We start from the raw sequence: 26983 nt of genomic DNA on the forward strand, positions 1-26983 counted from the left end.
TTGTTAGAGACTATTCACTTTTCAGCGTAATCGTAAGCTTGGGCTGCACCTTCACTTTGCCGGTAGCCATGCCTATATACGAAACAACCAATACAGCATCCTTAGAAGGTACAGAAAGGACAAAATTGCCATTGACATCGGTAACGCTTCCCGTAGTGGTACCTTCTATCAGAACAGCCGCACCGATAACAGGCTCACCCTGCTCATCCACCACTTTGCCTTCCACTTTCATATTGCCTTTGGCAATGGTCTTTTCTACAGCTTTAGTTTTTTTAGTAGTGATGTAAATCTCACCTTTTCCACCTGCCTCTTTCTTCACCTCAATGCCCTCAATATTCTCGGCAGGTATTAAATCATCGATAGTTTTAGCACCCAAGTCAACCTTTTCTCCATCAATATAGACAGTCTTTATTAAATCAAGACTACTCTTATGCTGTACTTTAGCATTCTCTGCCACCTCATTACCCCGGCGGATAACCATACCCGGAGTTCCTTGTTTCAGGGTTATCAGAACAACGCCATTCTGTCCCTCTTCTCCATATAAATCCGTGGCAGATTTATCTTTCAAAACCGTTACACGTTCTATCTTATCAGGATTCAATGCACTCATGACAGATGGCGTCACCTCTTTTCCATCCACAATATACAATGGCTCTTTCCCATTACCTGCATATCCTTCAACTGTAATACCATTGGCAGAAGAAGTTTTTTCAAGTTTGTCGTCGTCCAGCCTGAACATCACCGGCACCGTAAATTTCACAGCCACCGGCTGCCCCTTCTGTCTCCCCGGCTTCCACTTCGGCATAGTGTTTATCAATCGCAGCGCCTCGGCATCCATATCCTTATCCACAGAACGGAGCACCTTGGAGTCCTTGATGCTTCCATCTTCATCCACCACAAACTGGACAGTGACCCGTCCCTGCGTACCGTTCTCTTTGGCAGATGCCGGATAACGCATATTCGTCTTGATATAATCCATGAAAGCACTCATTCCGCCGCCGGGAAATTCCGGCATCTCCTCTGCCACCTCGAAGACCGAAGTTCCCTTCAACTGCTTGCGGACTTCCGCCGGTACATACTTCACATCGGCAGGCTTCGTAGTGTCACCTGCACTTTCCGCCACTTTTGTTTCTACAATTGCAGCCAAATCGTTAACTTTGACGCTTGAAATCTTCTCCACTTTATCGGAGACTTCGGGACGGGCAAAAGCTGTCACTGCAATGGCAGCTACCGGAAGTACATAAAGATACTTCAAACGTGCCCACGGGCTTGATTTTTCTTTTAACATCATAGTGATACGTTTTTTAAGTTTACTGTGATTAAAGCTGTTGGCCATAGAGTAGAGCCTTGTGCCGACAGCTTTTTTTATTAATAATAGTTGATACTGTTTTGCATCCACACCCTCCTTTATCACCGTTTCATCCGCTTCAAACTCATGGATATTCTGCAATTCCTGCTTCAGGAGCCATGATGCCGGATTGAACCACTGAAAGAAAATGCAGACATCAGCCACCAGCAAGTCCCAGGAATGGCGGTTATGGATATGGGCAAGCTCGTGGATAAGGATTTCCCGTCCGTTCTCCTCCAAGTCTTTCCGTGAAATGACAATATATCCCATCCAACTGAACGGAGCGATGTCACAGTTGTGTACAATCAAAGTAACGCGCTCTTTCCTGCCCGGTAAGTAGCTGCCGATATCCTCTTTTTTACCCGATTTCAGCAACATCAGTAACCGTACCAACGAATATACGTTGCGGAAGGCAAAGAAAACGATTCCTGCCAGATAGACAAGCAGCGCCACTTGTATCCAGGTGACTGTTGCCGTTTCAGCCCTTGCTCCGGCCTCAGTGGCATTCACTGCATCTGCCATCATCAGCAACTGCTCCAATGTCAGCATCGTCTGGTGCACTTCCGTCTCCTGCTTCACACTTACCTCTACCAAAGGCAATAGGCAGGACAACAGCAAAATGCCCAACAATGAAAAACGGTTGAAACGATGAAACGTCTCGCGTGCCAGCAACAAGCGATAAAACAAATAGAATATCGCCAGGCAAACAGAAGATTTGAGTATATAAACAAAAAACAGACCCATGGAATTATTTACTATTTAGGGATTTACGATTTACTATTTACAGTTACTTGGTCAGTTCATTCCGTAGCATCTCCACTCCGGGAAATCCGGTTGCTTTGTAGGAAATATCTCCTTCACGGTTCACGACGAAATAGGTCGGGATACCCGGATATTCGTACAGCTTTGCCAATGCCGTACTTTGCTCATTGCTAATGCGACAGTGAATACCGGGTATATCCGGTATCATTACTTTCCATTTTCCTTCAGGAGATGTTTCGTCGACAATATATAGATAAACCACCTCTTTCAGCTCCTCTTTCAACGGTTTCAGGCTTTTCATGGCCCGCATACAAGGACCACACCAGGTGTTCCACATATCCACCAGTACCATCTTGCCACGATAAGGACGAGTAATGACCTGCAACAAACTGTCTGCCGCTACCTCCTTTTCCACCTCAACAATCTTATATCCGGTCTTTCCCTTAGTAGCTTCCAACTCTGATTTCAGTTCGGCTTCAATCCTCCCGTTTCTCATCAGGAACAATTGCCTGAGGTCGGGAGAAGCGATGCTGTCCACCGTCCGACGCTCTTCCTCAGTCAAAGGCATGTACTTGCTCAGATTACGGGAAGCACGCCCGGCAAGAAGCATGTCCGGCCAAAGAGGGTCTTGCACAAACTTATCCCGGAAATTTCCGGTAGCGGTCTTCACAAAGTCCGTATAATAATTGTAATATTTCTGTTCGGGGGTATGCAGAATATCCAGTTGCAGTATTTCCTTGAAGTATGAGGTACTGTCCACCGTCATGTCCGCCCTTTTCACCCCCTTCCTGCCCGAAAGCATCGGGGCATAACTAAGGTTACTCTTGTAATTATAGATAAGGCTGAACAGATTCATATCCAGATTTGCCCGAATATAAGTACGGCAAGCCTGGCTCATATCCTTGTTTTTTACAAGTTTCTTTTGCATATCTTCATAATGCCTGAACAGATACTTTTTATATGCCTGCGGAGTCATCCCACAAATATCTGCATAAAAATCATCAGCTCCCGATAAGCTTTTCATTTCACCGAACCGCAGCAACTCGGTATTCAGACCGGCATAGTCTCCTTCAAACCAAACACAGTTGTCCGTTACACCATCCCTTTTCCGGCTTAAAAGACGGCTTTGCGAATAGAATATTTCAGGCAGATTGATTGTGACATCCAGTTCTCCACCCGGAACGAGAAACAATTCTATTTTCGAACGGGATATCCACAGCGTAGCACCGCTCGGCAACAGCACCTCTGTCTCATAACGGAACGTGCCATCCTCCGCTATCTTCAAGTCCTTACCGGTGAAATACATGAAGAACCAAGGCGAGTCATAGTAGCGTAACGTCACTCCATACTCCGGTTTATACCCCAATATCTGCCCCTTTATGACAGTCTTTCCCATATTCAATTCCGGTCCGGGCAATGGCAAAACCTCATCCGGTTTCTTATTCCGCAAACGTTCGGGAATATCCACCCGAGGTTTCTCTCCGTTGAGCTGTATACCATAAATTACCCATCCTTCATCACTGTCCGGTGTCTCTACAAAATCAAAGCTCTCAGTATCCATCGGAAGCGGACTAAACTTCAAAACAGCAGTCATTTCACCGGAAGCGGGAATATGCGTCCATTCATCCCTGGCAAAACCGGTATTTCCCAAATATCCGTAATCCTTTCCGGATGCCCGCAACACAGCTGTCGAATCAATCCTGACCCTATCGCCCTGCATGCCATAAAGCCTCACCGCCAGCCAGGTCGTATCTTTTCCAAGCGTCACTTGCTCCACTTCAATGCTACGCGTATTGCATGCCATGAAATAGGGTACCTTTACGATTTTCTTTGCCTGCAATCCGCAGCAAATACTTACCAGCAGCAAACAAACCAATCCGATGTTTTTCATAAGCCAGAGTTATTAGAGTCTCAACAATCTCAGTCCCTTCCCTTTTCCACGTCTTGTATCAACTGCTTCAGTTCTTCCAGGGATATATCCTCTTCCTTCACCAGAGACGACACTGCGCTGAGATAGGAATTATTGAAATATTTGCTGATAACGTTCTTCAGTGTCCGCTTGCGAAAATCCTCCTCGCTGACCACCGCATAATACTGATACGTGTTGCCGTACGTATGATGGCTCAGGAATCCCTTATCCTCCAATCCTCTCACAATGGTGGACAAAGTATTGAAATGTGGTTTCGGCTCTTCATAGAATGCCAGCATTTCCTTCACAAACAAGGGTCCCTTTTCCCAGAAAAAGCCCATGATTTCTTCTTCTTTTGCAGTCAATCCTTTCATAACATTCTTTGTTTTCCGCAAATAACTAAATTATTTAGTTCAAAAACTAATTTCTCTCGTTAAATAAAACTAAAGCTTTTAGTTTATTCGGCAAACACCAGTCTCCAACCGTCTCCCGACAAGCAAAATACCTACTAATAGTGATTGCAGTTCTCGGATAAAAGCCGTTACTTTGCGCACGAATCAGAGAATTAAAAACAATAACATACAATGAATGAGCAACATAAGTACCGCTCCACGGACAAGATGAGCGACCTCATCTGTGACAATTACTCCTTATTAATGGTGATGAGCCGCTTCGGACTGTCATTAGGATTCGGAGACAAGAGCGTGAAGGACGTCTGCGAAGCACAAGGCGTCGATTGCCCTACATTCCTCGCCGTAGCCAACTTTATCAGCGAAGAACAATACTCTTACAGCGGCAATGAAAGTGATTTTTCCATTCCCGCCCTTATGGATTATCTGAAGCGTGCCCACACATATTTCCTCGACTTCAACCTGCCGGCCATCCGCCGCAAACTCATCGAAGCCATCGATTGTTCCAGTACAAACGATGTAGCCTACCTCATCCTGAAGTTCTTCGATGAATATGCCAAGGAGGTACGCCGCCACATGGAATATGAAAACCAGGCCGTATTCACCTATGTAGAGCAATTACTCCAAGGCAACCTATCGGATGAATACAACATTGCCACTTTTGCCAGCAAACATAATCAGATAGATACCAAACTGAAAGAGCTGAAGAACATCATCATCAAATACTACCCGGAAAAGGAGAACAACAATCTCCTGAATGCGGTCTTGTTCGATATATTCAACTGCGAACAAGACCTTGCCACCCACTGCCAGGTAGAAGATTATATGTTTGTTCCCGCCGTAGCGCAAATAGAAAGGAAACTGAAAAATGAACAATAATACTTCTTTGAAGATTGTCATTGCAGAAACTTCGGTCATCATCCGGAGTGGCCTGACGGCTGTTTTGAAGCGTATTCCCAACTTGAATGCACACCCTATTGAGGTTTCTTCTCCGGAATCGCTGCAGAACTACATTCACATGCATCCGGCAGACATTATCATCATCAACCCCACTTTCGGTGGCTGGTTCGACCTGCCCGCCTTCAAGGCAGAACACGGAAAATCCGGTATCAAGTACATTGCTATGGTATGCTCCGTCATCGACAACAACATATTGAAGGAATATGACGAGAACTTCGCCATGTGCGATGACGTAGATGTCATCGCCTCCAAAATCAACCACTTGCTACACACCGAGGAGGAAGAGGAAAAAGACAGCGAACAAGAAACCCTGAGCCAGCGCGAAAAGGAAATCATCACCTGCGTTGTGAAGGGCATGACCAACAAAGCCATCGCCGACAAACTCTACCTCTCCATCCATACCGTCATTACCCATCGCCGTAACATTGCACGCAAACTGCAGATACATTCTCCGGCAGGGCTCACCATCTACGCTATTGTCAACAAGCTGGTAGAATTGAGCGACATCAAGGACTCTCTATAAGATTCTTCCGGCAACCGTTTCCCTACCCGCTGCGGCCTATAGGGAAAAACCGGATGAATCCCTTGCAAAAGTATGCTCCTCCATACGGGAAAAGCCCTCTGCCTATTGATTAAGGTTTATCTTGTGCTTGAAGACAAAGCTCATCCCCTATGTCATCCCTCCCCATCCTATGACTCTTTATGCCCCACAAGTATCCTTATCCAACCTTACCCACAGTATCCGTCACGCCATACACAAATCCCCGCTTCACGATATCACATCGGGAAGCGGGGATCCTTTTATCTTCATAAAAGTGGTTACGTAATTATGACTAACTAATTCATTCAAATCTGATGTTGCAAAGATAAGGCATCGGCAGACAGTACGCAATCACTTAAATTAGGTATAATAAAACAAGTCTGTCATCATAAATAGGTAGAACCACCCACAAATCAGGCATTGGCATAGCTGTGCATTCCTCCAAGGATGTAGTTCACCCCGAAATAGGTCATCAGGACTGTCAGAAAGGCAACAATCATATAGATATGGAAGAATAACGGACTGCGGAAAATGCGCAGGCTGCGCGCATGGAACGCCGCTCCATAAACCATAAAGGTAATCAGCGCCCATACTTCCTTCGGGTCCCAAGCCCAATAACGCCCCCAAGAAGCATTGGCCCAAACCGCACCCAGAAAAATGCCGGCTCCCAAAAAGAAAACGGCGGGATAAAGCAGCAATCGGCTGAGCAGCATCAACATCCGGGCTGAACGGCGAAGACACAATGCCAGTATGCCGTTCAGCATCATAAAGGCAAACAAAGCATAAGACATCATTATCAACGACACATGCGTACTGAGCCACGGAGAAACGAGCACGGGCATCAAGGGAGTGATTTGGGGATTCATCTGTCCCAAATAGGACACCAGTAAGGCAAAACCGGACAGCAAAAAACCGAAAGGCACCATAAACGGGAAGCGCCGCCGAAACAGACAAGCCAGGAACAGCGCACACAATGCCATGAACTGCATCGTTTCGTATCCATTACCCAACGGGATACGCCCGCCGATGTACCACCTCAGACCATACCCGAAGAGCTGAAAGAGAAACGCCGCATAAAGAGAAAACGGGAAAAAAGTATCTGCCAAACGCGAAGAGAAAGAGAGCGCTACAATCCTACCGGAAGAGTCTGACAATGCCGACGAACGGCGCAGGCCGCGATACAGCAGACGGAAGAAAGCCAGCATCCCCACCGTAAGGTTGAACATGAACAGCAATTTGCTGAAAGGAATACGGTTATACAGCAATTCGGCTTGTATTTTAGTATCGGAAACAGGCTCCACACTCCCGTCTTCCGGCAAAGGACGAATCAATGTACCATTTTGGAGCATCAAAATCAGTCCCACCTTTTCATCCGCCTCTACAATGGCCTTTTCCAGAGAAGTCATTTTCTGATGATGGTCTTGCTTCCCCTTCCAGAACTTCTGCAAGCGATACTTCTCACCGTCGAACAAATCAGCCAGACATGCATAGGGTGTCTCCAAATGAAGCAGGCGACGGAGTGCCTCGTTTTTGATATAAATCATCGGCTCATTCTGCCAAACCTCCGGACGCAGAAGCCATCCGCCAATCACCTGCTCCGGCGTCATGCCTCCATAAGACGATTTTCCCGTCAGTTTCAGTACAAAATCGCGCGCAAGGGTATTGAAAGGAACCACACGGTCATTATAAATCACCTGCTTACGGGCAAGACTATCCGCCTGCTTGCGTGCCAGTGCCGGAAGGCTTCTCTTCTGCGCATGTACCCCACTTCCCAGACACAGCAACAATAGAACAAACATTCCTCCCTTCTTCAACAACGGATGCCTCAGCAGCCTGCGGAACTCTCCGCCCCGGCTGACCAGCATCCAGAGCATGGAGACACCTAACAAGAGGTATCCACTATAGGTAATCCCTATCCCCCACGGGTCATAATTCACTGCCAGCCAGCTCCCCTGCATATCCTCATCAAAGGAAGACTGATAAAAGCGAAACCCCTGCCGTGAAAGAATACGGTTCATGGAGACGGGCGTCTCACCGTGAATATAGCTGATATAATCTGCAGGAGCATCCGTACCCGGATAGTACTCAATCCGGAAACTGTCCAGACGTAAGGTGAACGGTAACTCTACAACCTGCCTGCCGTCTTGTTCCAAAAAGCAGTTCACCTCACTGCCGACAGTAAGATGCACATATCCTTTTCGGCCACAAAGAAACGTAGTCATGGCTCCCGCCAAAATCACGAGGAAGGAGCCATGCAACAACAACGTCGGGAGACGCCGCCACAACCGCTGTCTTACAAGCACAACAACAGTCATCGCAGCAAGGGCTCCCCACAAACAACAGAACCAAATCGTATGATAAACATGCTTTTCTACAAAATCCGTACTGTATGTCTGCTCTACAAACGTAGTTGCAGCAAGTAAGAGCAGCAAACAACCATAAACAGCTATGAGAAACTTTTTCAATTAAGAGCTATCAATTAAAAGTAAAAAATCAATATGGAGCAAACTCCTTGTTTTCTAAAGACTTGACTCCCATACATTCCATCTCTATCAGCCAACCCGGACGACATACGGGAGCATATACAAACACTCTCGGAGTATCCGGAAAACGCTCGTCATACATTCCTTTGACCACGGTATAGTCAGCAACATCCCGCAGATAAACAATCATCTGTCCTAAATCATCAAACGTACAGCCAGCCTCTTTCAACAAAGCCTCCACATTCTCCCACATACGTTCCGTCTGCTTGCGAATGTCCCCGGGATATACCACCTCACCTTTATTATTGATGCTCGCAGTACCCGAAATAAACACCTGGCGACGGTCGCCATAATCCACATACGTACCTCGCTCGAAACTCACACCGTATTCGTATGTGGGATTCAGATGTGTCGGTGCGTAAAGGTAGTGAATTTGTTCAGATTTCAAACCATCTACAGCATAAGTATCCATCTGAACCGTCACTTTTGGGTCGGCATGACGGCCACCGATACCGGTACTGGAAATATAATGAGTCTTCTCCGTCAAGTCCTGGGTAACAAACACCTCATTACGCGCCTTCACCACTCCGGTATAATTCACATCCACGTTCTGTACAAAGAACCAGGTACGTATGCAATTATCAGCCAGCTTGCAGCCCTGTTCCATCAGCTGCATCACATAGTCATTCAACAGCAGACGGGTCTGGTATTCCGAATTGGCGGCACGATTGAAAGAGCCGCCTCCCCAAAGGTGACGGTAGGCGCCATGTCTCACTTCGAACAATCCGTTATGAAGTACCTGTGTTTCCACACCTTTCTGCAGATAGACCCACAGTGCAATCTTTGTACCGTTCAACGGCGGCTGCTCTACCACGGAGAGTGCACAATCCGAACATTCTGCCGAAAGCGCCAGTAGCATATCTGCCTGATTGGCGGCGTCACTTAGAAAGTAGCGTTTAAAGATGGCAACAGCACCTTGTAGCTCACTTTCACGTAGTTGGCAGTAAGTGTCGACCACCGCATTCAGCTGTTCTTCATAAGTCGCTTCCGGTCTGGTGGCATGAATCATTACATGATATTCCGAAACACCCGCTTCTACCTCATATTTAAAGATTTCGGTTAAGGTATTCTCCAATTGATTAGTTTGTTGTTGTTTATTTTTCATATTAAATATCAATTAGTCGTTGTTGTTCAAAAAAGTACCGGTATTACCAGTAAGGCCCATCATTATTACGGCTGTGCACCATCGTCAATCCAGTTGCCAATCAAAGACTGCATATCAGATGAGGTTATCATCTGAGAATGGTCTATACGCCAATCCGAGCTGATGTCCGTACCCAATATGAGATGCAAGACACTTTCTGACGCATTGCCGGGCATAACCCTCATTTTACCGTCCACCGTCGTTGAAGCCCGGTTGACCAGATCAGCATGGCTATGTCCTTCCAGCAGATTCAAGCCACCACCCGGAGTGGTGCTAAGACCATGGCAAGCCGTACAAGTGGCATTGAATATTTTTTGTTGAATGGCATTGTACATACTTGCATCAACTGTTCCTGCATCCATAAGTATAGTATCAGCGATTTCAGTACATTCCATTGCCACCAAACTGACAATGCGCTTCCTCAACTTATTGATTACACATAGCTCGACAGTTGTCACCTCATCCGTTATGCCGGACATTGTCAACTGGATTTCATCATTATCCGATTCGGATGCCGGAACAACCTTTGAAACAATGGCATAATCGCTTTCATCATCAAATCCTGCCACTACCACACTATAGTCGCCCGACCACTTATCCACACCACTAATCCGGCCTGTCATCTTCACTGTGCGTCCTTCACCCGTGGCCACTACGGCATTCTCATAAATTCTCCCCTCATCGCATGCATGCAGACCTATAAGAAGCACGGGCAGAAAAAAGAAAAGAATGTATTTTTTCATAGACGAATCCTTTCCTGACTTCATTTAGAATGTATATTGAAGCATCACCGTGGCAGAGTGAGTGGCCAGACCTAAATTATCATTATCACGGTCGAGCTGCGTGTCGTGTCCCCAACGGGCTACATACTGATACATTGCCTGCAATTTCAGGTTGCATCCTCTGAAAAAGTAATTCATACCTACAGCAGGCATATTCAGGAAACCGTCGTCATCCGTACCGTTACGATTGAAGATATCGTAGCGTGCGGCAAGCTGTAGGCGGGGAGCGACAAAGTAACCACCTTGCACATAACCGCCTAAAAAGCTATACGATTCATTTATCTTTTGCCGTTTGGTGAAACCTACATTCATATAATAAGCTTCAGCCGCCAGATAGAGCTTGTTCTTCAACATGGCAAATTCCAACCCCACACGGGTATCATTGGTACTCTCATTTTCACTCTCCACATTGATAGAACCCGAAAGACCGAATAATATCTTATCCTCGTTCAAACGGTTAGGATTACCTTGTGTGGAAGGCATCACCCCCTTGGGCATATAAGTCAGACGTCCGGCATACAGCAATGAAGGGATATGCCAGTCATCACTCATCGTCTTTGAAGCTGTATTCACGGAAGCTCCGGTTCCATTGAACAAGCCGACTTCATAACCGAACTTATCTGCCACCAGACCGTGAATTTCAACACCCAGGTCAAATCCCGTACCGATATTAGGCGTCACGGCATTCAACGAATAAGGCAAAATTACAGAAGACGTCAGAGAAACCGGCAACTGGGGAAGCAGTGTTTCGCCAAGAGTTGTCAGATAGGCATGCGAAAATGGAGTCTTGAACTTTCCGACACGAATCGCAAATTGTTTTTTCAGCTGTACATCAAACCACGCCTGCTGTAACAGCGCTCCTCCACTTGCAGCAGCATTGATGGACAGATTGAAAGCTACTTTTCCAAAAGCCTTGCCAGTAAAGCCAAGTACGGCATAAGGAATGGAAAAACCCGAATTGGCAATATTATCTTGGTTATAAGCCTTATCCAAGCCTTCATCATCATACCAATTGAAATTAGCACTCGTTTGTACCAACAGATAAGGCTTGAAAACAAAATCACCTTTCTTTGTTTCAATGGTAAAACCTTCTCTTCCGGCCAATGACACTACACCATTCTCCGTATCTTCCTCATGTTGCGCCATAGCGGTCAAAGGCAAAACAGCCAGCATGGCGACATATAAAAATTTCTTCATAATTACTTTTTATATAAAGCTTATTAGTTCTAAAGTGAATTTAAAAATACAATCAGGGCATCACGGTCATCCTTACTCATGTTCTTAAAGAGATTTTTCGATGCTTCTCCCTCTCCCCCATGCCACATTATGGCTTCAACAAGATTGCGAGCACGACCATCGTGCAAGAAGTAGGTATGTCCGTTTACCTTTTCCTGAAGCCCGATACCCCAAAGCGGAGTAGTGCGCCATTCATTGCCACGCGCCAACCCACTTACATAGTTGTCATTCAGACCGACTCCCATAATTTCGGAGCCCATATCATGCAGCAAAAAATCCGAATAGGGGTGAATTGTCTGACTTCCCAACCATGGCAAACGGGTACCGTTCAACAGCACGGAGCCCCGAGGCTTGGTATGCAACGTGGTGACATGGCAAAGATGGCACTTGGCTTTATAGAAATTCTGTTCTCCCCTTATCACCTGCGGGTCATTCACATTACGCCGTGCAGGAACACCAAGACTCTGCATATACAAGTCAACATCTTCCATATCTTCTGTAGAAACATCCAACTGGGCATAAGAAAGCCCCATCATGCTGCCTTGATTCACCTGGGACTGCCCCTCGCATATCTCTTCCGGATAGCGGCTATTGGTAACACCCATATCACTTGAAAAACCAAGTTCAACAGTCAAATCCGCATGTTGAGCCTTATTTCCCGACAGCCCCAAGCTTCTCACACCACGTTCGGTAATGTAATTGCAACGGCCACTTATACCATACTCCGGATAATTACTTTTTGCAGCAAGCGCTTCAATCTCCGTAGGTTCCAAAGCCATCATTTGCCCCATACCGACATGTCTCAACGGGATACGCACCGTACAGAACATATCTTCAGGCTTTATACTGTCAGCATACCATTCGGATATGGAATAAGCCGGTCTGCAAAGTTCATACTTCTCTCCGTCGGGAAAGGTAAAAGTCTCATAAGTATACTCCACAGAAAGCTTCCCCTCCGGTTTCACTCCATAAATTGCCTGGTCATGGAGGACACGACCATAATCCTGAAAAAACGCACCATTCTTGCGGCTTATATAAACCAGCATCGAGGAAAACCCGTAACTACCCGATCCACCTTCACTCCACAGCGTCGGTTTGGTACGGCCGGCATTACGATGACAACTGCCACAAGAATACCCCGCATAGACCGGGCCAAGACCACCTCCCATGCCATTGCTACTCGTACGCACATCATCGTAAAGCCCGTCACCATCATTAAAGCGACTGTTGTAAACACCCGACACCCAGTCTGCCGGTGAATCATAGGCCTTAGATGAATTCATGAAGATTGTGGACGTTCCGGCAGACAGAGCGTATCCTTCAGGAATCTCTATATCCAACACGTCAATCCCATCATCATCACAAGCAGTCAAACCTGCCGACAAACAAAGGAGAAGACATGAATATCTCATTAAACGATTCATCATCTTTATCTACTTTTTAATAATGGCATATCCAAACATGCCAAAGAAGTAAAGGCAGGATTCTCCAAATCCTCCCCTTTACTTCTTGAGTATTGTTTATAAATAATTCTTATTTAACTGTACGAGGCTTGCCATCCTTGAAAAGCAGGAATTCCAAAGTATGGAATCCGCGTACATTTTGGGCAGATTCAACTTTTGCATCATCATCACCCTCGCTCCATTCCAAATCGCCCCATTTCTGGGAATTCAGAATCTGGACAATGGCGTTCTGGTCCAAAGGCCAACTATCCATATTCGGGTCAAGTCCCAGCTCATCCACCGGCCCAAATAGGAACGCCTCACTTTCCTCCCAAGGTTCACGGGCTGTTATCCAAGCATTGCATGCCGTCTCAAAAGCACTGTTAGAGGGATTGTTGGCAAGAGCCACCACAGCGTCATACAGCGTACTATTCTTCTCCTTCAAATCCTTATAGGTAGGCAAAACCACAACATTGACATAATTTTCAACAATCGGGTCAAGTGCTTCATTGCTGTTAATGGTGCTATTGTCCCTGATATAAGGTTTCAACTCCTTATCCAATACACTTTCCAGTTCTTCACAAGCCTTGATAGCCGCTACCGTTTCCTGACTGTTGATATTATTACGGAAAGGTTGGGGAATAGCCTGAATAGCCGATGCTGCCGTAGTGATAGCTGCCGACACTTTCATATCCAACTCCGCATTGACTCCAGCCACCAATTTTGAAATTGACTTGTCGCTCACCTTACCGTCCAAAGAGCCGTAATAGGCATTGCGGATTGAGTAAATATTATTGGTATAATCATCACGGGAATGCCAGCTATACCATGACTCAACAGCATAGAGGGCCTCTGTAACATTGTTTGCCATATATTTATTATATGGATCACCAATCTTCGTCTCACCTACCTCATTGGAGATTTCAACACAACCGTCGATAACCTGCTCTATACAGTTCCAGGCACTTGAAAAGTTATAGGCACCATTATGAGCTTTGAAGGAAGTTGCAAAACTTGCCCCACCCTTATAACTCGTATTCCAAGAATCATAAAGATTGGTGGCATCTGCCTTCAACAAAGCCGCCACATTTCTCATGTAGTTGTGCCAACTTGCCGCATTCTCCGAGTTATACTCAATGTCAGCAGGATTAACTGTACTGTTGTCATCATCATCGCTACAAGCAGTAGCCGTAAATGCCAGCCCTAATACCAAAGCTGCCGCATAAAAGAAATTTTTCCTCATCTGTATAAAATTAATTGATTACTATTCATCTACTTCTTGACAAACCAACCGATATAGGCAATACCAATCGAAAACTCATTTTCACTATTATACTTGCCAGTTCCAAAAACCTTGTTTGTTCCGATTTGGCGGGTAGTGTAGTCAGCCTTTACCACCAGATTAGGCAAGGCATACCAATTCAATCCAGCAGTCCACATGCTTACCTGACAACGTTTCTCCATTATCTGGCTGGCCTCTCCCTTTTCTTGCGGATTATAATATTCATAACGTGCAAAGGGGTAGATAACCGGAACTTTCCTGTTTCCTTTGAAGAAAGCGCTGATATTCAAACCGGCCTCGGCTGCATAACTGACTACATTCTTTGCAATGGGGGTTATACGGCTGTAAGGAGATTTATTCGACAATTTGGTATTTGCCTCACTAAGCTTCGCTGAATTACCCAAATTTCCGTATACCATATTGGCACGGGCAACCACATATTTATTACGGTATTGGGCATCTGCCGTATAAATTCTTACCGGAATCTTACCGGTAGACGAATAAGTATCCGCTTTGTCAGAATTGGAACCGGCATCAGCGCAGTAATAGAACGAAGCACCTATACGCAACCCCGGAACCCCCTTATAGTCCAGACGAGCCACATAGCCCGGTGAAGTAAAGTTGTCTTCTTCAAAGATGCCTTGTTTGCCACTTGCTATCCAGGTGTTACGGTCAAAGCCATTGGCATTCAGACCGGCCACTATCATGGCCTGATAATCAAAGCTGGCATATCCTTTTCCAAAAGAACCAAAAAACTCGAGTCCGTTTTCATGCCACGTAGAAGGAAGGATGGTTGTCTCTCCTTCCGGCCGATAAGTTCCAAAGAAATTGATTGGTTCATGATGGGCGTTGGTCAATCCTACCGGGACAATGATGTGACCGGCACGTATGTTGAATTGTGGAACAATTAAACGGGTAATGTGGAATTGCTCGATAGCCACTTCGCCACCCTTTTCCACCTCCGTTTCATACTCACCGTTTTCCGTATTCTCAAGTTCATAAGCAGTACCCGTACCACCGGATTCAAACTCGATTTCAGCACCGAGTATCCATTTGGAATTGAACTTGTAATCCAGAGCCAACACGAAACGGGGTATAGAAATTGTATTCCTATGTTTGTCTGGATTGCCTTCAGGCGCACCATAGAAACGGTTAATACCATAATCCTTAAAACTTGCAACCATTTCTCCGTATCCACCGAAACGGAATTTCTTGTAGTTGTCGCCATCATTCGCTACTTTTTCCTTTTTCTCTTTGTCTGTTGAAATCTCCGTACTCTCTGCTGCAGAAGTAACTTTTTCAGGTTCAGCAGCCTGCAAAGCATTGGCAGAAAGCAAAAAACATAAAACGAATAAGCCAGTTAATTTTCTCATCTTTTATCTTAATTTTTGTTGGGAGCAAAGGTAGAGGTAGTTAAAAAGGAGAACAATACCTAAAAATTGCGAAAAGAAGAGAAAGAGTAACCATTAGTAGGTAATGGCAGATTTATAACAACAAATAAAGATGAAAAAGGAGGATAAATGGTAAAAGAACTATTAAAATGCTAATTCACGTAACGAGCACGATAAGCAGGGCCGTACCTTCCAGAATACGGTCAAGCACAGTGGGTTGGAAACGGACATTAGGGCAATTCTTGCCGGAATAAGGACCAAGATTAATCATATTATCTACGATTTAGAATCTGTTATTACTAATCCTCCTTTGCTTTCTCTTCAGACGGAGGAGGATTCTTGGACTTCTTCATCCGCCCACTCTTCCGCAATGCTTCAGCGATAATCCACTGAAGCTGTCCATTGGTACTACGGAACTCGTCGGCTGCCCATTTTTCAATGGCATCCATCGTTGCAGCATCCACACGGAGGACAAAGCTTTTGGTTGAAGTTTCTTTTTTAGCCACTATTTATTTACTATTTAACAATTTACGATTTATGATTGAAGTTACTTTGATATAACCAAGTACCAATCAAAGAGTATTCTGCTTGCCCCGCACGAAGGAGGCAATGTCATCCATAACATATGCCGGGACGGGCGAAGCATGGCTATACTCAAACGGAGTCGCCTTGCCGCTGCCTTCCTGCAACAAGTGATTCAATTTCGGATAAGATTTGAAGTACGCATTCTTACAATGCAACAGACCGGAACGCCATAAACCGAAGTCTTCCATAGTCACTTGATAATCTCTCTCCCCTTGAAGAACAAATATGGGCAGCTTTAGTTTAGCGGCAACCTCCACTGGTTTGTAAGCGTTGGCAAACAGCCAATAGGAGCGGGGCTGCCCCAACGGTAAGGGAATTGCCTCATCGAACTCTTCGGTACCAAGCTTTTTGACATTCACCAACTGTTGTTTCAGTTCATCAAGTTGAGCCTTTACATTGACTGAAGAATCCGTCAAAGAAGAGGTATAATAAAACTGTTCCTCAAGAGCATCTTCAAGCGGTCTCGCCAGTCCGGCAAGGATAATGATACCTGCCAAACCTTTCGAACGCCCGGCAATACGGGGAGCCAATGTACCTCCCAGGCTGTGCCCCAACACATACACACTGTCAGGAGCCAGCTCGGGCAAAGCTCTTACCTGCTCCACTATGGCAACGGCATCGTCCACGGCCTCAGTATCATAATCGAGTTCGCGACCGGCAGGAACGCAAGCCGCACCATATGCTTTTGTCCGTTTTTCATAGCGGACGACGGCAATGCCGCGTTCCGCCAATCCCCAGGCCAGGTCACGGAAAGGCTTGTTGGGACCTATCGTCTCGTCACGGTCGTGAGGACCGGAACCATGTACCAGAATAACACAAGGAACCCTGCATACATCCGAACCGACTGCCCTCTTGGGCAAAGTCAACGTTCCGGGAAGCTTGTAGCCGTCGGCTCCCAGCGTAATATCCCTTTCATCCATTTTTGTCTTATCATAGGCTACCGGTTGGGCAGTGCTAACAGCAGGTGCAGGGACTAGCCGGATTGTATTCAGTGCCCCGTCAGCATCAAAAGCCACTAGAAAGCGGAGATTATAACGTTCAAATTCCACATCGGAATAATAGATAGTAATTCCCTGGGCAGAATCGGTCTTCCATTCTCCTTTTGATATGGATTTACCAAACATTTTCTCTGCTTGCCGGAAAGAATCATTGAAGAGTGCCGGAGCCAGTTTCTCCTGCAACTCCCGGTTCAATGCCGCATGGATGCTGTCACCTTGCCCTGCCACAAACAATTCATAAATGTGCTGCGCGCGCGCAGTATTCGCATCTTGTGCAAAGCCCCCATATACATTGCCCAGCAAGAGCAGTATAAGAGCCCACCGTCCTATGCCTCCCATCTCTTTCATCCGTATCCTTTATCAATGGTTCAACGTTCCCGTATTGACTACCGGTTGGGCAGCCTCGTCCGCACAAAGCACTACCAACAGATTGCTGACCATTGCTGCTTTCTTGTCTTCGTCCAGTTCAACAATTTCTTCTTCAGAAAGTTTATGGAGCGCCATTTTTACCATAGAGACTGCCCCTTCCACAATCTTCTCGCGTGCCGTAATAATGGCAGATGCTTGCTGGCGACGCAGCATCACAGCGGCAATTTCGGGCGCATATGCCAGATAGTTGATACGCGCTTCCACCACTTCCATACCTGCCATGGCCAGGCGTTCATTCAATTTCTGCTCCAGCTGTTCATTGATTTCCTCACCGCCCGAACGAAGTGTCAACTCTTCCGTATCAGCCTCATTATCATCATAGGCATACTGACCAGCAACCTGGCGAAGAGCGGCATCACTCTGTATCATGACGAAATTCTCGAACGCATTCATACGGTTGGCCACCGCATTGCCAAGACTGACCTGGTTCGCATTACCCGCTGTCGGAGCGGATGCAGCCATTGTTTGTGAATCAATCTCAAACATGGCTTTATAGGTGTCCTTCAGCTTCCACACCAATACCAGTCCTATAAGAATAGGATTACCAATCTTATCGTTCACCTTTATCGGCTCCACATCCAGGTTGCGTGCACGAAGCGAAAGCTTCTTCTTATTAAGGAAAGGGTTTACCCAGAAAAAGCCGGTCTCTTTGAATGTTCCCTTGTACTTGCCAAAGAACACCATGGCACGCGCCTCGTTCGGTTCCAGCTCCATATAGCCGGCAAACATAATGAACCATACCAGACACAGACACACCGAAAGGATCAAGGTAGGCACAGAAATGAGAAACCCAAAGATTATCACCGCCGTAAGCACTACCAAATGAAGGAACAAGGCCAGAAAGCCATTCATCTTGAAACCACTGAAACTACACTCTTTTGTTTCCATATTCTATAAATTTAATTGATATCATAACGATATCACAAATATATCAATTAAAATTAGAGAAGTACAAAGAAACAAGGGAGTTAACATATAGTATTAAGGATTATTAAGAACATGTATTCCCAGTATATAAAAATTCCGCTTGAGGGTCATAACTCACCCTCAAGCGGAAAACTTTTTTTGACTCTGTCAGTGATGTATCAAGACTGAATGACAAAAGACCGGCGCAGCAAATCAGCAGTTTGCGAGCTACCGCCCACCATCAGTTCATAGCTGCCTTCGGAAACGCACATGGCATTGCTTTGCGGATTCCACCACACCAACTCTTTATCACCCAAATCAAACTCTACATCGACCGTCTTTCCTGCCGGGATATGTACCCGCTTGAAAGCACGCAATGCCTTGCTCGGTCCTTCGACATCATCGTTTTTCTTCAAATAGACCTGCACAACCTCTTCACCGTCACATTTGCCGGTATTGGTTACGGGGACACTCAATCTCAATTTCTCACCGGACTTTATATCATCCGAACCAAGCACCACAGCGCCATAGCTGAAAGAGGTATAGCTCAATCCATGACCGAAGGGGAAAAGCGGTTCCTGGGTCATGTAACGGTAAGTCCGGCCCGTCATATTATAATCCTCAAAATCTGGAAGCTGTGACACATTACGGTAGAAGGTTACCGGCAAGCGTCCTGCCGGATTGTAATCACCGAACAAGACTTCAGCTACAGCCGTACCGCCTGCCTGACCGGGATACCATGCCTGCAGGATAGCTCCACACCTCCCGGTTTCCGGCTCCAAGCCGATAGGAGAACCTGAACAGTTCACCAACACCACCTTTTTACCGGCATGGTGCAAAGCGGCAATCAGTTCCCGCTGGACAGCAGGCAACTCAATATCAGTACGGTCGCCTCCTCTGAATCCGGGAAGCTCAACACCCATCTCCTCGCCTTCGAGGTTCGGAGAGACTCCTCCCACAAAGACCACGACATCAGCATCCTTTACACGCTCCACAGATTTCCTCACATCCACTTCATTCTTAAATCCAAGGTCAAAGTTCAGCTGTGCATCGCTACGGAAATATTCAAAATCCAATTCAACGTCATACGTTTTTCCTGCTTGTACCTGCAAAGTATAAGCACTCTTCTGCCCACCGTGCTGATTGGAGAATCCTCTCACTTCCTCCCCATTTATCCGCAATCTCCCTGAGCCATAAGCATAGATGTCAAAGACCACCTCTCCCGACTGGTCGGGAGTGAATACGCTGTTGTAGGTAGCCGAGAAGTCGGTAAGGTTCACACCCGGAGCAAAAACCGTGGCACCGGATGTACAGAAATGGAAAGGAGTGGTCACTTGGGCAGTAGTGACTGGCTCACCGTCACGAGTCACGTTATTCCAGTAGCGTGCAGTAAATCCGGGTTTCCCGTCGGCAGTCTTGCAACGGTTGAAGACGCTCTGTATCTGAGCTCTCTCCACCCATCCGCAGCCTTGTTCATAAATAAGCCGATCATCACTCCCCAAAGCTTTTCTAATTCCGTCCAGAATGGTAACTGTGTGCGGAGGCATACCGTTATAATTTCCCCACTGCATCACAGAATCATTGGCATTCGGACCCATCACGGCTATAGTCAGCCCTCCACGCTTCAACGGCAAGGTATTATCCTTGTTCATAAGCAGTGTCATTGACTTGCGCGCCATGTCGAGCGCCAGAGAATCGTGTCCGGCAGAAGCCACCACAGAAAAAGGAATGCCAGTCCAGGACACCTTCTCCGGCTCGTCCATTTCACCCAAGGCAAAGCGAGCCGTCAAAAGACGCTTGACTGCTACATCCACTGCTTTTTCATCAATCTTTCCCTGCTTCACCGCTTCTACCAGGGCCTCGTAACTCGAACCGCACTCCAAGTCAGTTCCACTCAGCACCGCAACTGCCGAAGCGGACTCTGCATCAGGATGCGTCTTATGACCATAGTCTCTGTAAAAATCGGCAATAGCTCCACAGTCCGAAAGGACAATACCGTCAAATCCCCACTCATCGCGCAAAATCTGCATCAGTAGGCGGTCGCTACCGCAGCAAGGATCGCCCTCAAAACGGTTGTAGGCACACATCACCTCCTTCACTTTTCCTTCTTTCACCAAAGCCTCGAAAGGAGGAAGATAAGTTTCATACAAATCACGGGGCTTGATATTTTCCGCATTAAACTCATGGCGGTTCCATTCCGGACCGGAGTGTACGGCAAAGTGCTTGGCACAAGCATGCAGCTTGTCATATTTTCCATCGTTCGTACCCTGCAAACCTTTTACAACCATCACACCCATACGGCTGGTCAGATAAGGGTCTTCCCCATAAGTCTCTATACCCCTTCCCCAGCGGGGGTCGCGATAGATATTCACTGTAGGAGTCCACATCGTCAATCCTTGATAGCGTTCATGGCTTTCCTGGGATGTATAGTAGGCATTCTTGGCACGGGCCTCATCAGAAACAGCAGTAAATACCTCGTATACAGTCTCCGGCGAGAAGGATGCCGCCATACCAATCGGTTGGGGAAACACTGTGGCCAGCCCGGCACGCGCCACTCCATGCAACGCTTCATTCCACCAGTTATAGGGCTTGATGCCCAGACGTTCCACTGGTTTGGAACTGTCCATCATCAAGGACACCTTCTCTTCGAGCGTCAGTTCCTTCAGCAAAAGTCCGGCACGCTCTTCTGCCGGCAGAGATGCATTCTTGTAAGTAGCCTGTCCACATCCCGACAATAGGAAGAATGGCAAAAGGCAAAGAAGTTTCTGTTTCATCATGGTTTTATATTAATCGTTGTTACAATCGCTTGTATCACAAAGATAAATATTTTCTTCCAATTGCCAACACGCAATAAACTTCTTATTATAGCCTCCTCTGAATATCCTCGTTACTGTTCCGCTGACCCTTACTACGTATATCACCACCGAAAGTATAGGATACACCGATACGGAAACTGGCAAAGGCAAACTGATTGTCGGCAATTATCTTCAACCCGTTGGACATGGTTTCCAATTTGGAATGGCTGACAAACAAATTGTTGACATTCAGGCTGAGGCTGAGCTTATTGTTCAACAACCGATAAAGCATACCTGCACTGACGCTGTAAGTGGGGCTCATCAGATAGATGCCCTGATACTGACGGGAAGAATAGGAACCGGACAACGTGGCCAGAAGAGTCTTCTTTTCATTGAAGAAGAAAGTGTTGCGCAGGCTGGCGTTATAAGCCCACCCTTTCTCCTCGGGAGAGGTGGTGGCAGCGCTGGAGGTGGTCCGGCGATAGCTCACTCCATGCTGGGCGTAAGTTTGTAGCCATTTGGTACGGAAAGTGTATGAATTGTTAAGCCCGAAAGCATGCGTCTGCATGAAATTCTCCCAAAGGAAAGAGGTCACATTCGTTTCAGCATCCAAGTCCACAACCTGGAAGAAGACATCGTCCGAATAAGAATAATAGGCAGAAACATTGAAGTTATTCTTCAACGTATATCCCAGTTCGGCATTGTAAGTATAACTGGGTTTCAAGTCTTCACGACCGCAAGCGTAAGTGTACTTGTTCTGATAGAACGGAAAAGGATTGACCATATTCTGTGACGGACGGGAGATGCGGTTGGAGAAACTGAAGTTCAGCGCATGCCCGTCTGTAGGCGAATAAAGCAGATAGACAGTAGGGAACAAGCGCGTATAGTCGTGCTTGTCCTCCGTATCCTTCGCTTCGGAAATACCGGTAGTGCGGGTGTGCTCCATACGCAAGCCCAACTGCATGGAAAAACGTTCGGAAAATTCACGGCTATAATCAGCATATAAGGCATAGATTTGCTCCTTGTAACGGAAATAATCATCCTGCACCAGCGTAGGGTCCGATGTATCGTAATTGATACCGTTGCGAGTGTTGGTAAAGGAGACCTTGGCACCTGCCGTTATCTTGTACTTTTCAAAAGGAAGGATGAAATCAAGAGCGGAGGAGACTACATCTACCTTGCGATGTTGCAGATAGTTGTAATCGAAGTTTGTGCCCGGAATCTCCGTACCGTCAGGCAGGAGGGTTTTCGAGAGAAAGCCCATATTTTCGTCCCGGTTGTCACGCAGGTAATCCACATCCCAAGTCATTTTCTTGCCTTTGTCATCCCAGACCTTATCGGTATGAAAATTCAGATTGAGGCGGTCGGAACTGGTATCCTTGTCACTGTTGGAGTACAGCAAAGAATCCAATACGGCGGTAGAGGCATCGTAAACTTCCGTCCATGAAAGGGCGTTGCCCGGTTTGGGAGCACTGTGATTATAGATGGCCTGCATACCTACAGTCCAGTCCCGTTCCAACGATACGTCCACACCTCCCTGAAGGTAGAAGCTATTCATGTAATTGGTGTAGTCGGCACGGCTGTTCCAGGTGTTCTGCGGAAAATAGCGGTAATTCTTCTCACGCGTCTCATAGTTGCCCTGCGTAGTACCCCCGTTGAGGAAGGATGACACGCGCCCCTTGCTGAGGTTCAGGCTTACCCCGCCATATCCGTAATTGTCCTTTTCACCAGCGCTGTAGGAAGCGGAAGCCGTACCACCCACGTAATCTTTGGGACGTGACTTCAAGCGAATATTGATGATGCCTGCATTTCCGGCGGCATCATATTTGGACGGAGGCGTGGTAATCACCTCCACCTTCAGTATCTGGGAGGCGTCATAGGAACGGAGGTAATCTATCAGTTCATCTCCCGACAGCTTCGTCTCACGGTCGTTGATATAAACCTTGATACCCCCTTTACCTATAATACCAATACTGTTTTGTCCAACCTGCAGACCGGGCACTTCACGCAGAAGGTCGAGTGCACTGCCTCCGGCAGAGGCTATGGTATTATGTGCATCGAACACTACCCTATCCACCAGACGCTTGATAACGGGACGCGCGGCCGTAACGGTCACTTCGTCCAGCAAGGCGGAAGAAGATTTCAATGTCAATTCGCCAACGTTTTTGTTTCCTTGCAGCACAACGGGAACGTAGAGGTCTTCGCTGCCGATAAGGGTAATATGCAACAAGTATTCTCCCAGTGGCTGGTCAAAGGAAAAACAACCTTGTGTGTCGGTCAGCATACCGGTAATATAGGTACTGTCTTTTGCCTGCTTCAGCAGCACATTCGCCACCTCTACCGGTTGGCGGTTCTCGTCCTGCACACAACCGGAAAGCCGGTAAGTCTGAGCAGGAAGCAGAGTTGCCATACTTGCCAAGGCCACCCATACCATCACTCTTTTTCTAACGTTGTTCAGTAGTTTTTCTTTCATCATGCGTTTGATTTCAATATTTCACACCTTGTATTTCGCTGATACAAAGGTAGGGGTAAAACATGCCTCAAACGGTCTATATCGAGGAATAAAAAGTCTATATCCCAAAACTACAAATCACTACATATCAACACTTTAATTTTACAAAAGTCTATATTATGCCTTTTCCGGTCTATATGCTGCCTATAAACTCTACGATGCCTTCCTTCTCCCCCATCCCCAGTTTCTTGCGGATATTCGTCTTTCGCTGGTAAATGGTAGGAATGCTCTGTTGTGTCACCACACTAATCTCCTTCGTCGAGAAGTCCGCACAGAGCAGGCAGCAAAGCTGCTTTTCTTTGTCAATGAGCACATCGCCAAAACAGCTGTCCATCTTTGTGTAGAAGTTATCATAAATCCGGTCTATGATAGGATACAAGTCCTCCCATACCAGCAAACTCTCTACCGGCAGTTCATGGCTGGTAATACCGGAAATGCGGCGAAGCAGCTCCTGATTCTGTGAGGTAGGTTGTTTAGCCACCAGCCGTATCATGCCTAATTGCTGCAACAGTATTTTCCGAAAAAACTGCCCGTCTTCCCCTTTCGACTGGTTCCTGGTCGCATCTTCCAGCAACCGGGTCAGTGTTTCCGCCCGTTCTTCCGCTTCAATCAGCCTATTACGCCGGTTACGGATATAAAGGGACACACCGCCACCTGCAAGCACCAGTACCAACAGTGCCAGCAACAAATTCAACTGTGCCTGCTTCCGTTCCACCGTCAGAATCAAGTTGGCTTGCGAAAGCGTCTCCTTCGACTCGTCCTTACGCCGGACGGTACTCTGCAACGCAGTAAGAGCATTGGCAACAGAATCATTATAGCGCGCCACGTCCAGCACATCAAACGTACGGTGACGTGTATAATCTATCAGTGCCCTATATACCGCCACCATATTCTCTTCCGTCAGAAACCGGTTCCGACCCTCGCCACGTTTCCTCTCCTTATTCAAATAGTATTCCGCCGAATCAAGCAACCCTTCTTTCAAGAACACTTCCACTTTCACCAGATCTCCCATACGCAGCTGCACCGGGTCGATGACATACTGCTCCATACGACGAATAGTAGTTATTGCACCGGAAGGTTCATCAAAAGAGTAAGCCTGCATCTGGGCATAGTTACGCAAATAATGCACTATCTTACTGGTATCTCCTGCCTCCACTGCCAGTTCTATGCTGCGCTCCATGTAATAGGATGCAGAATCATTCTTGTTCAGCCCCATGGCAATTCCCATAGAGAAGAAGCTTCCGGCTCTTGCGTCCAAAGCTATGGCGGTACGGAAAGTTTCTATCGCTTTCTCATAATCTTTCCAGACATACACATACCAGTATGCCTTATCAATCAGCATATCAGCCATTCTTCCCGTGTCCTGCAGCGCCTTGGCCAAAGCTACGCCACTGTCAATGGCAGCTATACACCGTTCGTGCTCTTTCAGCCAATACCAGTACCAGGCTTTCAACTGATAGGAAAACAGATTCTTCGCCGTGTCGTTGCGGAAGACGTAATAATCGGAAGCAGGCAATATCAAGGAATCTTCCGCCATCGAGTTGTGCCGCTTATAGTGCACATAAGCATTCAGCCATCCATACAACAGCCTCTCCTCATCCGAAAGTTGCGATGGCCTCTCTATCTGTACCAGCAAGGCATACACGCTGTCCACATTCATATTCACCTGCTTTTCTGCCAGATGTAACAGATGTGCCTCATTCATCTGCCGGCAGGCAACAAGGCACAGCAACGCAAACAATAGTCCAAGGAAAGGTAATCTATTCATAATATAGGAGATATAGTTTTTTCTATCATTTGTCTGCAACCGCAGTTTCCAGTTGCTTCAGCGCCTGCTCCAACACCGAACGCGGGCAGCCGATATTCAGCCGCATAAATCCCTTACCCGGTTCACCGAACATGGTGCCGTCATTCAGTGCCAGGTGTGCCTTGTCCACAAATAGTCTCACCAGTTCCTCCTGAGTCAGCCCCAATCCCCGGCAGTCCAGATAAATCAGGTAAGAAGCCTGCGGACGTATCATGCCGATGCCCGGAATATGCTCGCGCAGGTAGTTCTCCGTGAAATCGATATTGCCCTTTATATAGTCCAGCAGCTGTTCCAACCATTCCTCACCATGCATATAGGCAGCAGCCGCACCGATATAGGCCAACATGTGCCCTTCGCTGAACTCGCCCGCTTCCATGAACTCCTGAAAACGGTGGCGGATGTCCTCATTGAGGATAATGGCGTACGAACTTCCCAATCCCGGCATATTGAATGTTTTGCTGGGTGCCATGAAGGTGAGGGAATTCTGCGCGGCAGCCCCCGAAACAGTAGCAAAAGGATGGTGTTTGTAAGGTGGCAGAGTCAAGTCGGCATGAATTTCATCGGAGATGACAAACGTATGGCTTTCCGTACAAATATCAGCAATCCGGCGTAATTCGTCCACCGTCCATACACGCCCGCCCGGGTTATGGGGATTGCAGAGAATCAATACTTTGCATCCTTGTATATCCTTACGGAAACGCTCAAAGTCAATCTGATACTGTCCGTCTTTCAGGTCGAGCGGAGAGTAAACCACTTCGCGCTTCATGCGTTGCGTCACCAGGAAGAAGGGATGATAAACGGGAGTCATCACCATTACCCGGTCGCCGGGATTGGTGAAGCATTGCAATGCGAAGGCTTGACCGCGGACAATGCCGGGTACAAAAGTCAGCATCTCGCGAGTGACGTCCCAACCGTGGCGACGACTGAGCCAGCTACAAATGGAAGTATACCATTCCTCACACGCAGACGTATAGCCCAGCACTTCATGTTCAAGACGCTTCCGCAAGGCTTCCATCACAAACGGGGGCGTGCGGAAATCCATATCCGCCACCCACATGGGGAGGAGGTCATCGCGTCCCCATACACTCTTCACACCGTCCCATTTCACGGAGTCGGTACCACGGCGCTCTATTACTTCATCAAAATTGTAAGTCATATGCTTGCTTTTTTATAATTCAACGCATCAATTTGTCTTGTTTTT

The 26983-nt window shown here is 46.8% G+C and carries 19 protein-coding genes; 2 read left to right on the forward strand and 17 right to left on the reverse strand.

The window, feature by feature from the left end:
• Window positions 1-10 precede the first annotated feature (10 nt).
• From DWX62_RS08075 to DWX62_RS08085, 3 genes are read right to left on the reverse strand one after another with little or no spacing between them, the layout of a single operon-like run.
• Complete coding sequence (locus tag DWX62_RS08075) at window positions 11-2092, reverse strand: M56 family metallopeptidase (RefSeq protein WP_120172705.1); 2082 nt, start codon at window positions 2090-2092, stop codon at window positions 11-13.
• Window positions 2093-2135: 43 nt separating this feature from the next.
• A complete protein-coding gene (locus tag DWX62_RS08080) occupies window positions 2136-4001 on the reverse strand; it encodes a TlpA disulfide reductase family protein (RefSeq protein WP_005823784.1) in 1866 nt (621 codons plus the stop codon).
• Window positions 4002-4030: 29 nt separating this feature from the next.
• Window positions 4031-4393, reverse strand: coding sequence for a BlaI/MecI/CopY family transcriptional regulator (locus tag DWX62_RS08085; RefSeq protein ID WP_005823785.1), 363 nt, complete (start codon window positions 4391-4393; stop codon window positions 4031-4033).
• Window positions 4394-4603: 210 nt separating this feature from the next.
• Between DWX62_RS08085 and DWX62_RS08090 the strand changes: the two genes are divergently transcribed.
• Both DWX62_RS08090 and DWX62_RS08095 read left to right on the forward strand, forming a co-directional pair.
• Entirely contained in the window at window positions 4604-5308 is a 705-nt protein-coding gene (locus tag DWX62_RS08090) for a hemerythrin domain-containing protein (RefSeq protein WP_008665531.1), read from the forward strand.
• Window positions 5298-5912: a LuxR C-terminal-related transcriptional regulator gene (locus tag DWX62_RS08095; protein ID WP_005823789.1), complete on the forward strand. Its 615-nt coding sequence runs from the start codon at window positions 5298-5300 to the stop codon at window positions 5910-5912. Before DWX62_RS08090 ends, DWX62_RS08095 begins: the two co-directional genes overlap by 11 nt.
• 431 nt (window positions 5913-6343) lie before the next feature.
• Here the strand turns inward: DWX62_RS08095 and ccsA are convergent, their stop codons facing one another.
• From ccsA to DWX62_RS08165, 14 genes are all read right to left on the reverse strand, one after another.
• Window positions 6344-8395, reverse strand: a complete 2052-nt coding sequence (ccsA, locus tag DWX62_RS08100; RefSeq protein ID WP_120172706.1) for a cytochrome c biogenesis protein CcsA — start codon at window positions 8393-8395, stop codon at window positions 6344-6346.
• A 28-nt stretch (window positions 8396-8423) separates the two neighbouring features.
• A complete protein-coding gene (locus tag DWX62_RS08105) occupies window positions 8424-9578 on the reverse strand; it encodes a Rid family hydrolase (RefSeq protein ID WP_005823794.1) in 1155 nt (384 codons plus the stop codon).
• A 65-nt stretch (window positions 9579-9643) separates the two neighbouring features.
• Window positions 9644-10360, reverse strand: coding sequence for a hypothetical protein (locus DWX62_RS08110; RefSeq protein ID WP_008665536.1), 717 nt, complete (start codon window positions 10358-10360; stop codon window positions 9644-9646).
• Between the two features lie 24 nt (window positions 10361-10384).
• The gene (locus DWX62_RS08115) at window positions 10385-11596 is read right to left on the reverse strand and encodes a porin (protein ID WP_005823796.1); all 1212 of its coding nucleotides are present in this window, start codon (window positions 11594-11596) and stop codon (window positions 10385-10387) included.
• A gap of 29 nt (window positions 11597-11625) precedes the next feature.
• Window positions 11626-13059, reverse strand: coding sequence for a di-heme oxidoredictase family protein (locus DWX62_RS08120; RefSeq protein WP_085931069.1), 1434 nt, complete (start codon window positions 13057-13059; stop codon window positions 11626-11628).
• 109 nt (window positions 13060-13168) lie between these two features.
• Window positions 13169-14320, reverse strand: coding sequence for an imelysin family protein (locus DWX62_RS08125; protein WP_005823798.1), 1152 nt, complete (start codon window positions 14318-14320; stop codon window positions 13169-13171).
• 29 nt (window positions 14321-14349) lie between these two features.
• The gene (locus DWX62_RS08130) at window positions 14350-15732 is read right to left on the reverse strand and encodes a hypothetical protein (RefSeq protein WP_005823799.1); all 1383 of its coding nucleotides are present in this window, start codon (window positions 15730-15732) and stop codon (window positions 14350-14352) included.
• Between the two features lie 317 nt (window positions 15733-16049).
• On the reverse strand, window positions 16050-16256 hold the full coding sequence (locus DWX62_RS08135) for a hypothetical protein (protein WP_005823802.1): 207 nt from the start codon (window positions 16254-16256) through the stop codon (window positions 16050-16052).
• A gap of 66 nt (window positions 16257-16322) precedes the next feature.
• Entirely contained in the window at window positions 16323-17681 is a 1359-nt protein-coding gene (locus DWX62_RS08140) for an alpha/beta fold hydrolase (protein ID WP_005823804.1), read from the reverse strand.
• 12 nt (window positions 17682-17693) lie between these two features.
• Window positions 17694-18650 (reverse strand): SPFH domain-containing protein, encoded by a 957-nt coding sequence (locus tag DWX62_RS08145; protein ID WP_005823806.1) that lies wholly within the window; start codon window positions 18648-18650, stop codon window positions 17694-17696.
• 197 nt (window positions 18651-18847) lie between these two features.
• Window positions 18848-21442 (reverse strand): xylan 1,4-beta-xylosidase, encoded by a 2595-nt coding sequence (gene xyl3A / locus DWX62_RS08150; RefSeq protein WP_120172759.1) that lies wholly within the window; start codon window positions 21440-21442, stop codon window positions 18848-18850.
• 88 nt (window positions 21443-21530) lie between these two features.
• Entirely contained in the window at window positions 21531-23936 is a 2406-nt protein-coding gene (locus DWX62_RS08155) for a TonB-dependent receptor (protein ID WP_057097281.1), read from the reverse strand.
• Between the two features lie 172 nt (window positions 23937-24108).
• Window positions 24109-25743 (reverse strand): hypothetical protein, encoded by a 1635-nt coding sequence (locus DWX62_RS08160; protein WP_120172707.1) that lies wholly within the window; start codon window positions 25741-25743, stop codon window positions 24109-24111.
• 25 nt (window positions 25744-25768) lie between these two features.
• Window positions 25769-26938 (reverse strand): MalY/PatB family protein, encoded by a 1170-nt coding sequence (locus DWX62_RS08165; RefSeq protein ID WP_005835307.1) that lies wholly within the window; start codon window positions 26936-26938, stop codon window positions 25769-25771.
• Window positions 26939-26983 lie beyond the last annotated feature (45 nt).

Origin of the sequence: Bacteroides sp. AF20-13LB, assembly GCF_003603065.1 — a bacterium.
GTDB classification, from domain to species: Bacteria; Bacteroidota; Bacteroidia; order Bacteroidales; family Bacteroidaceae; genus Bacteroides; species Bacteroides uniformis.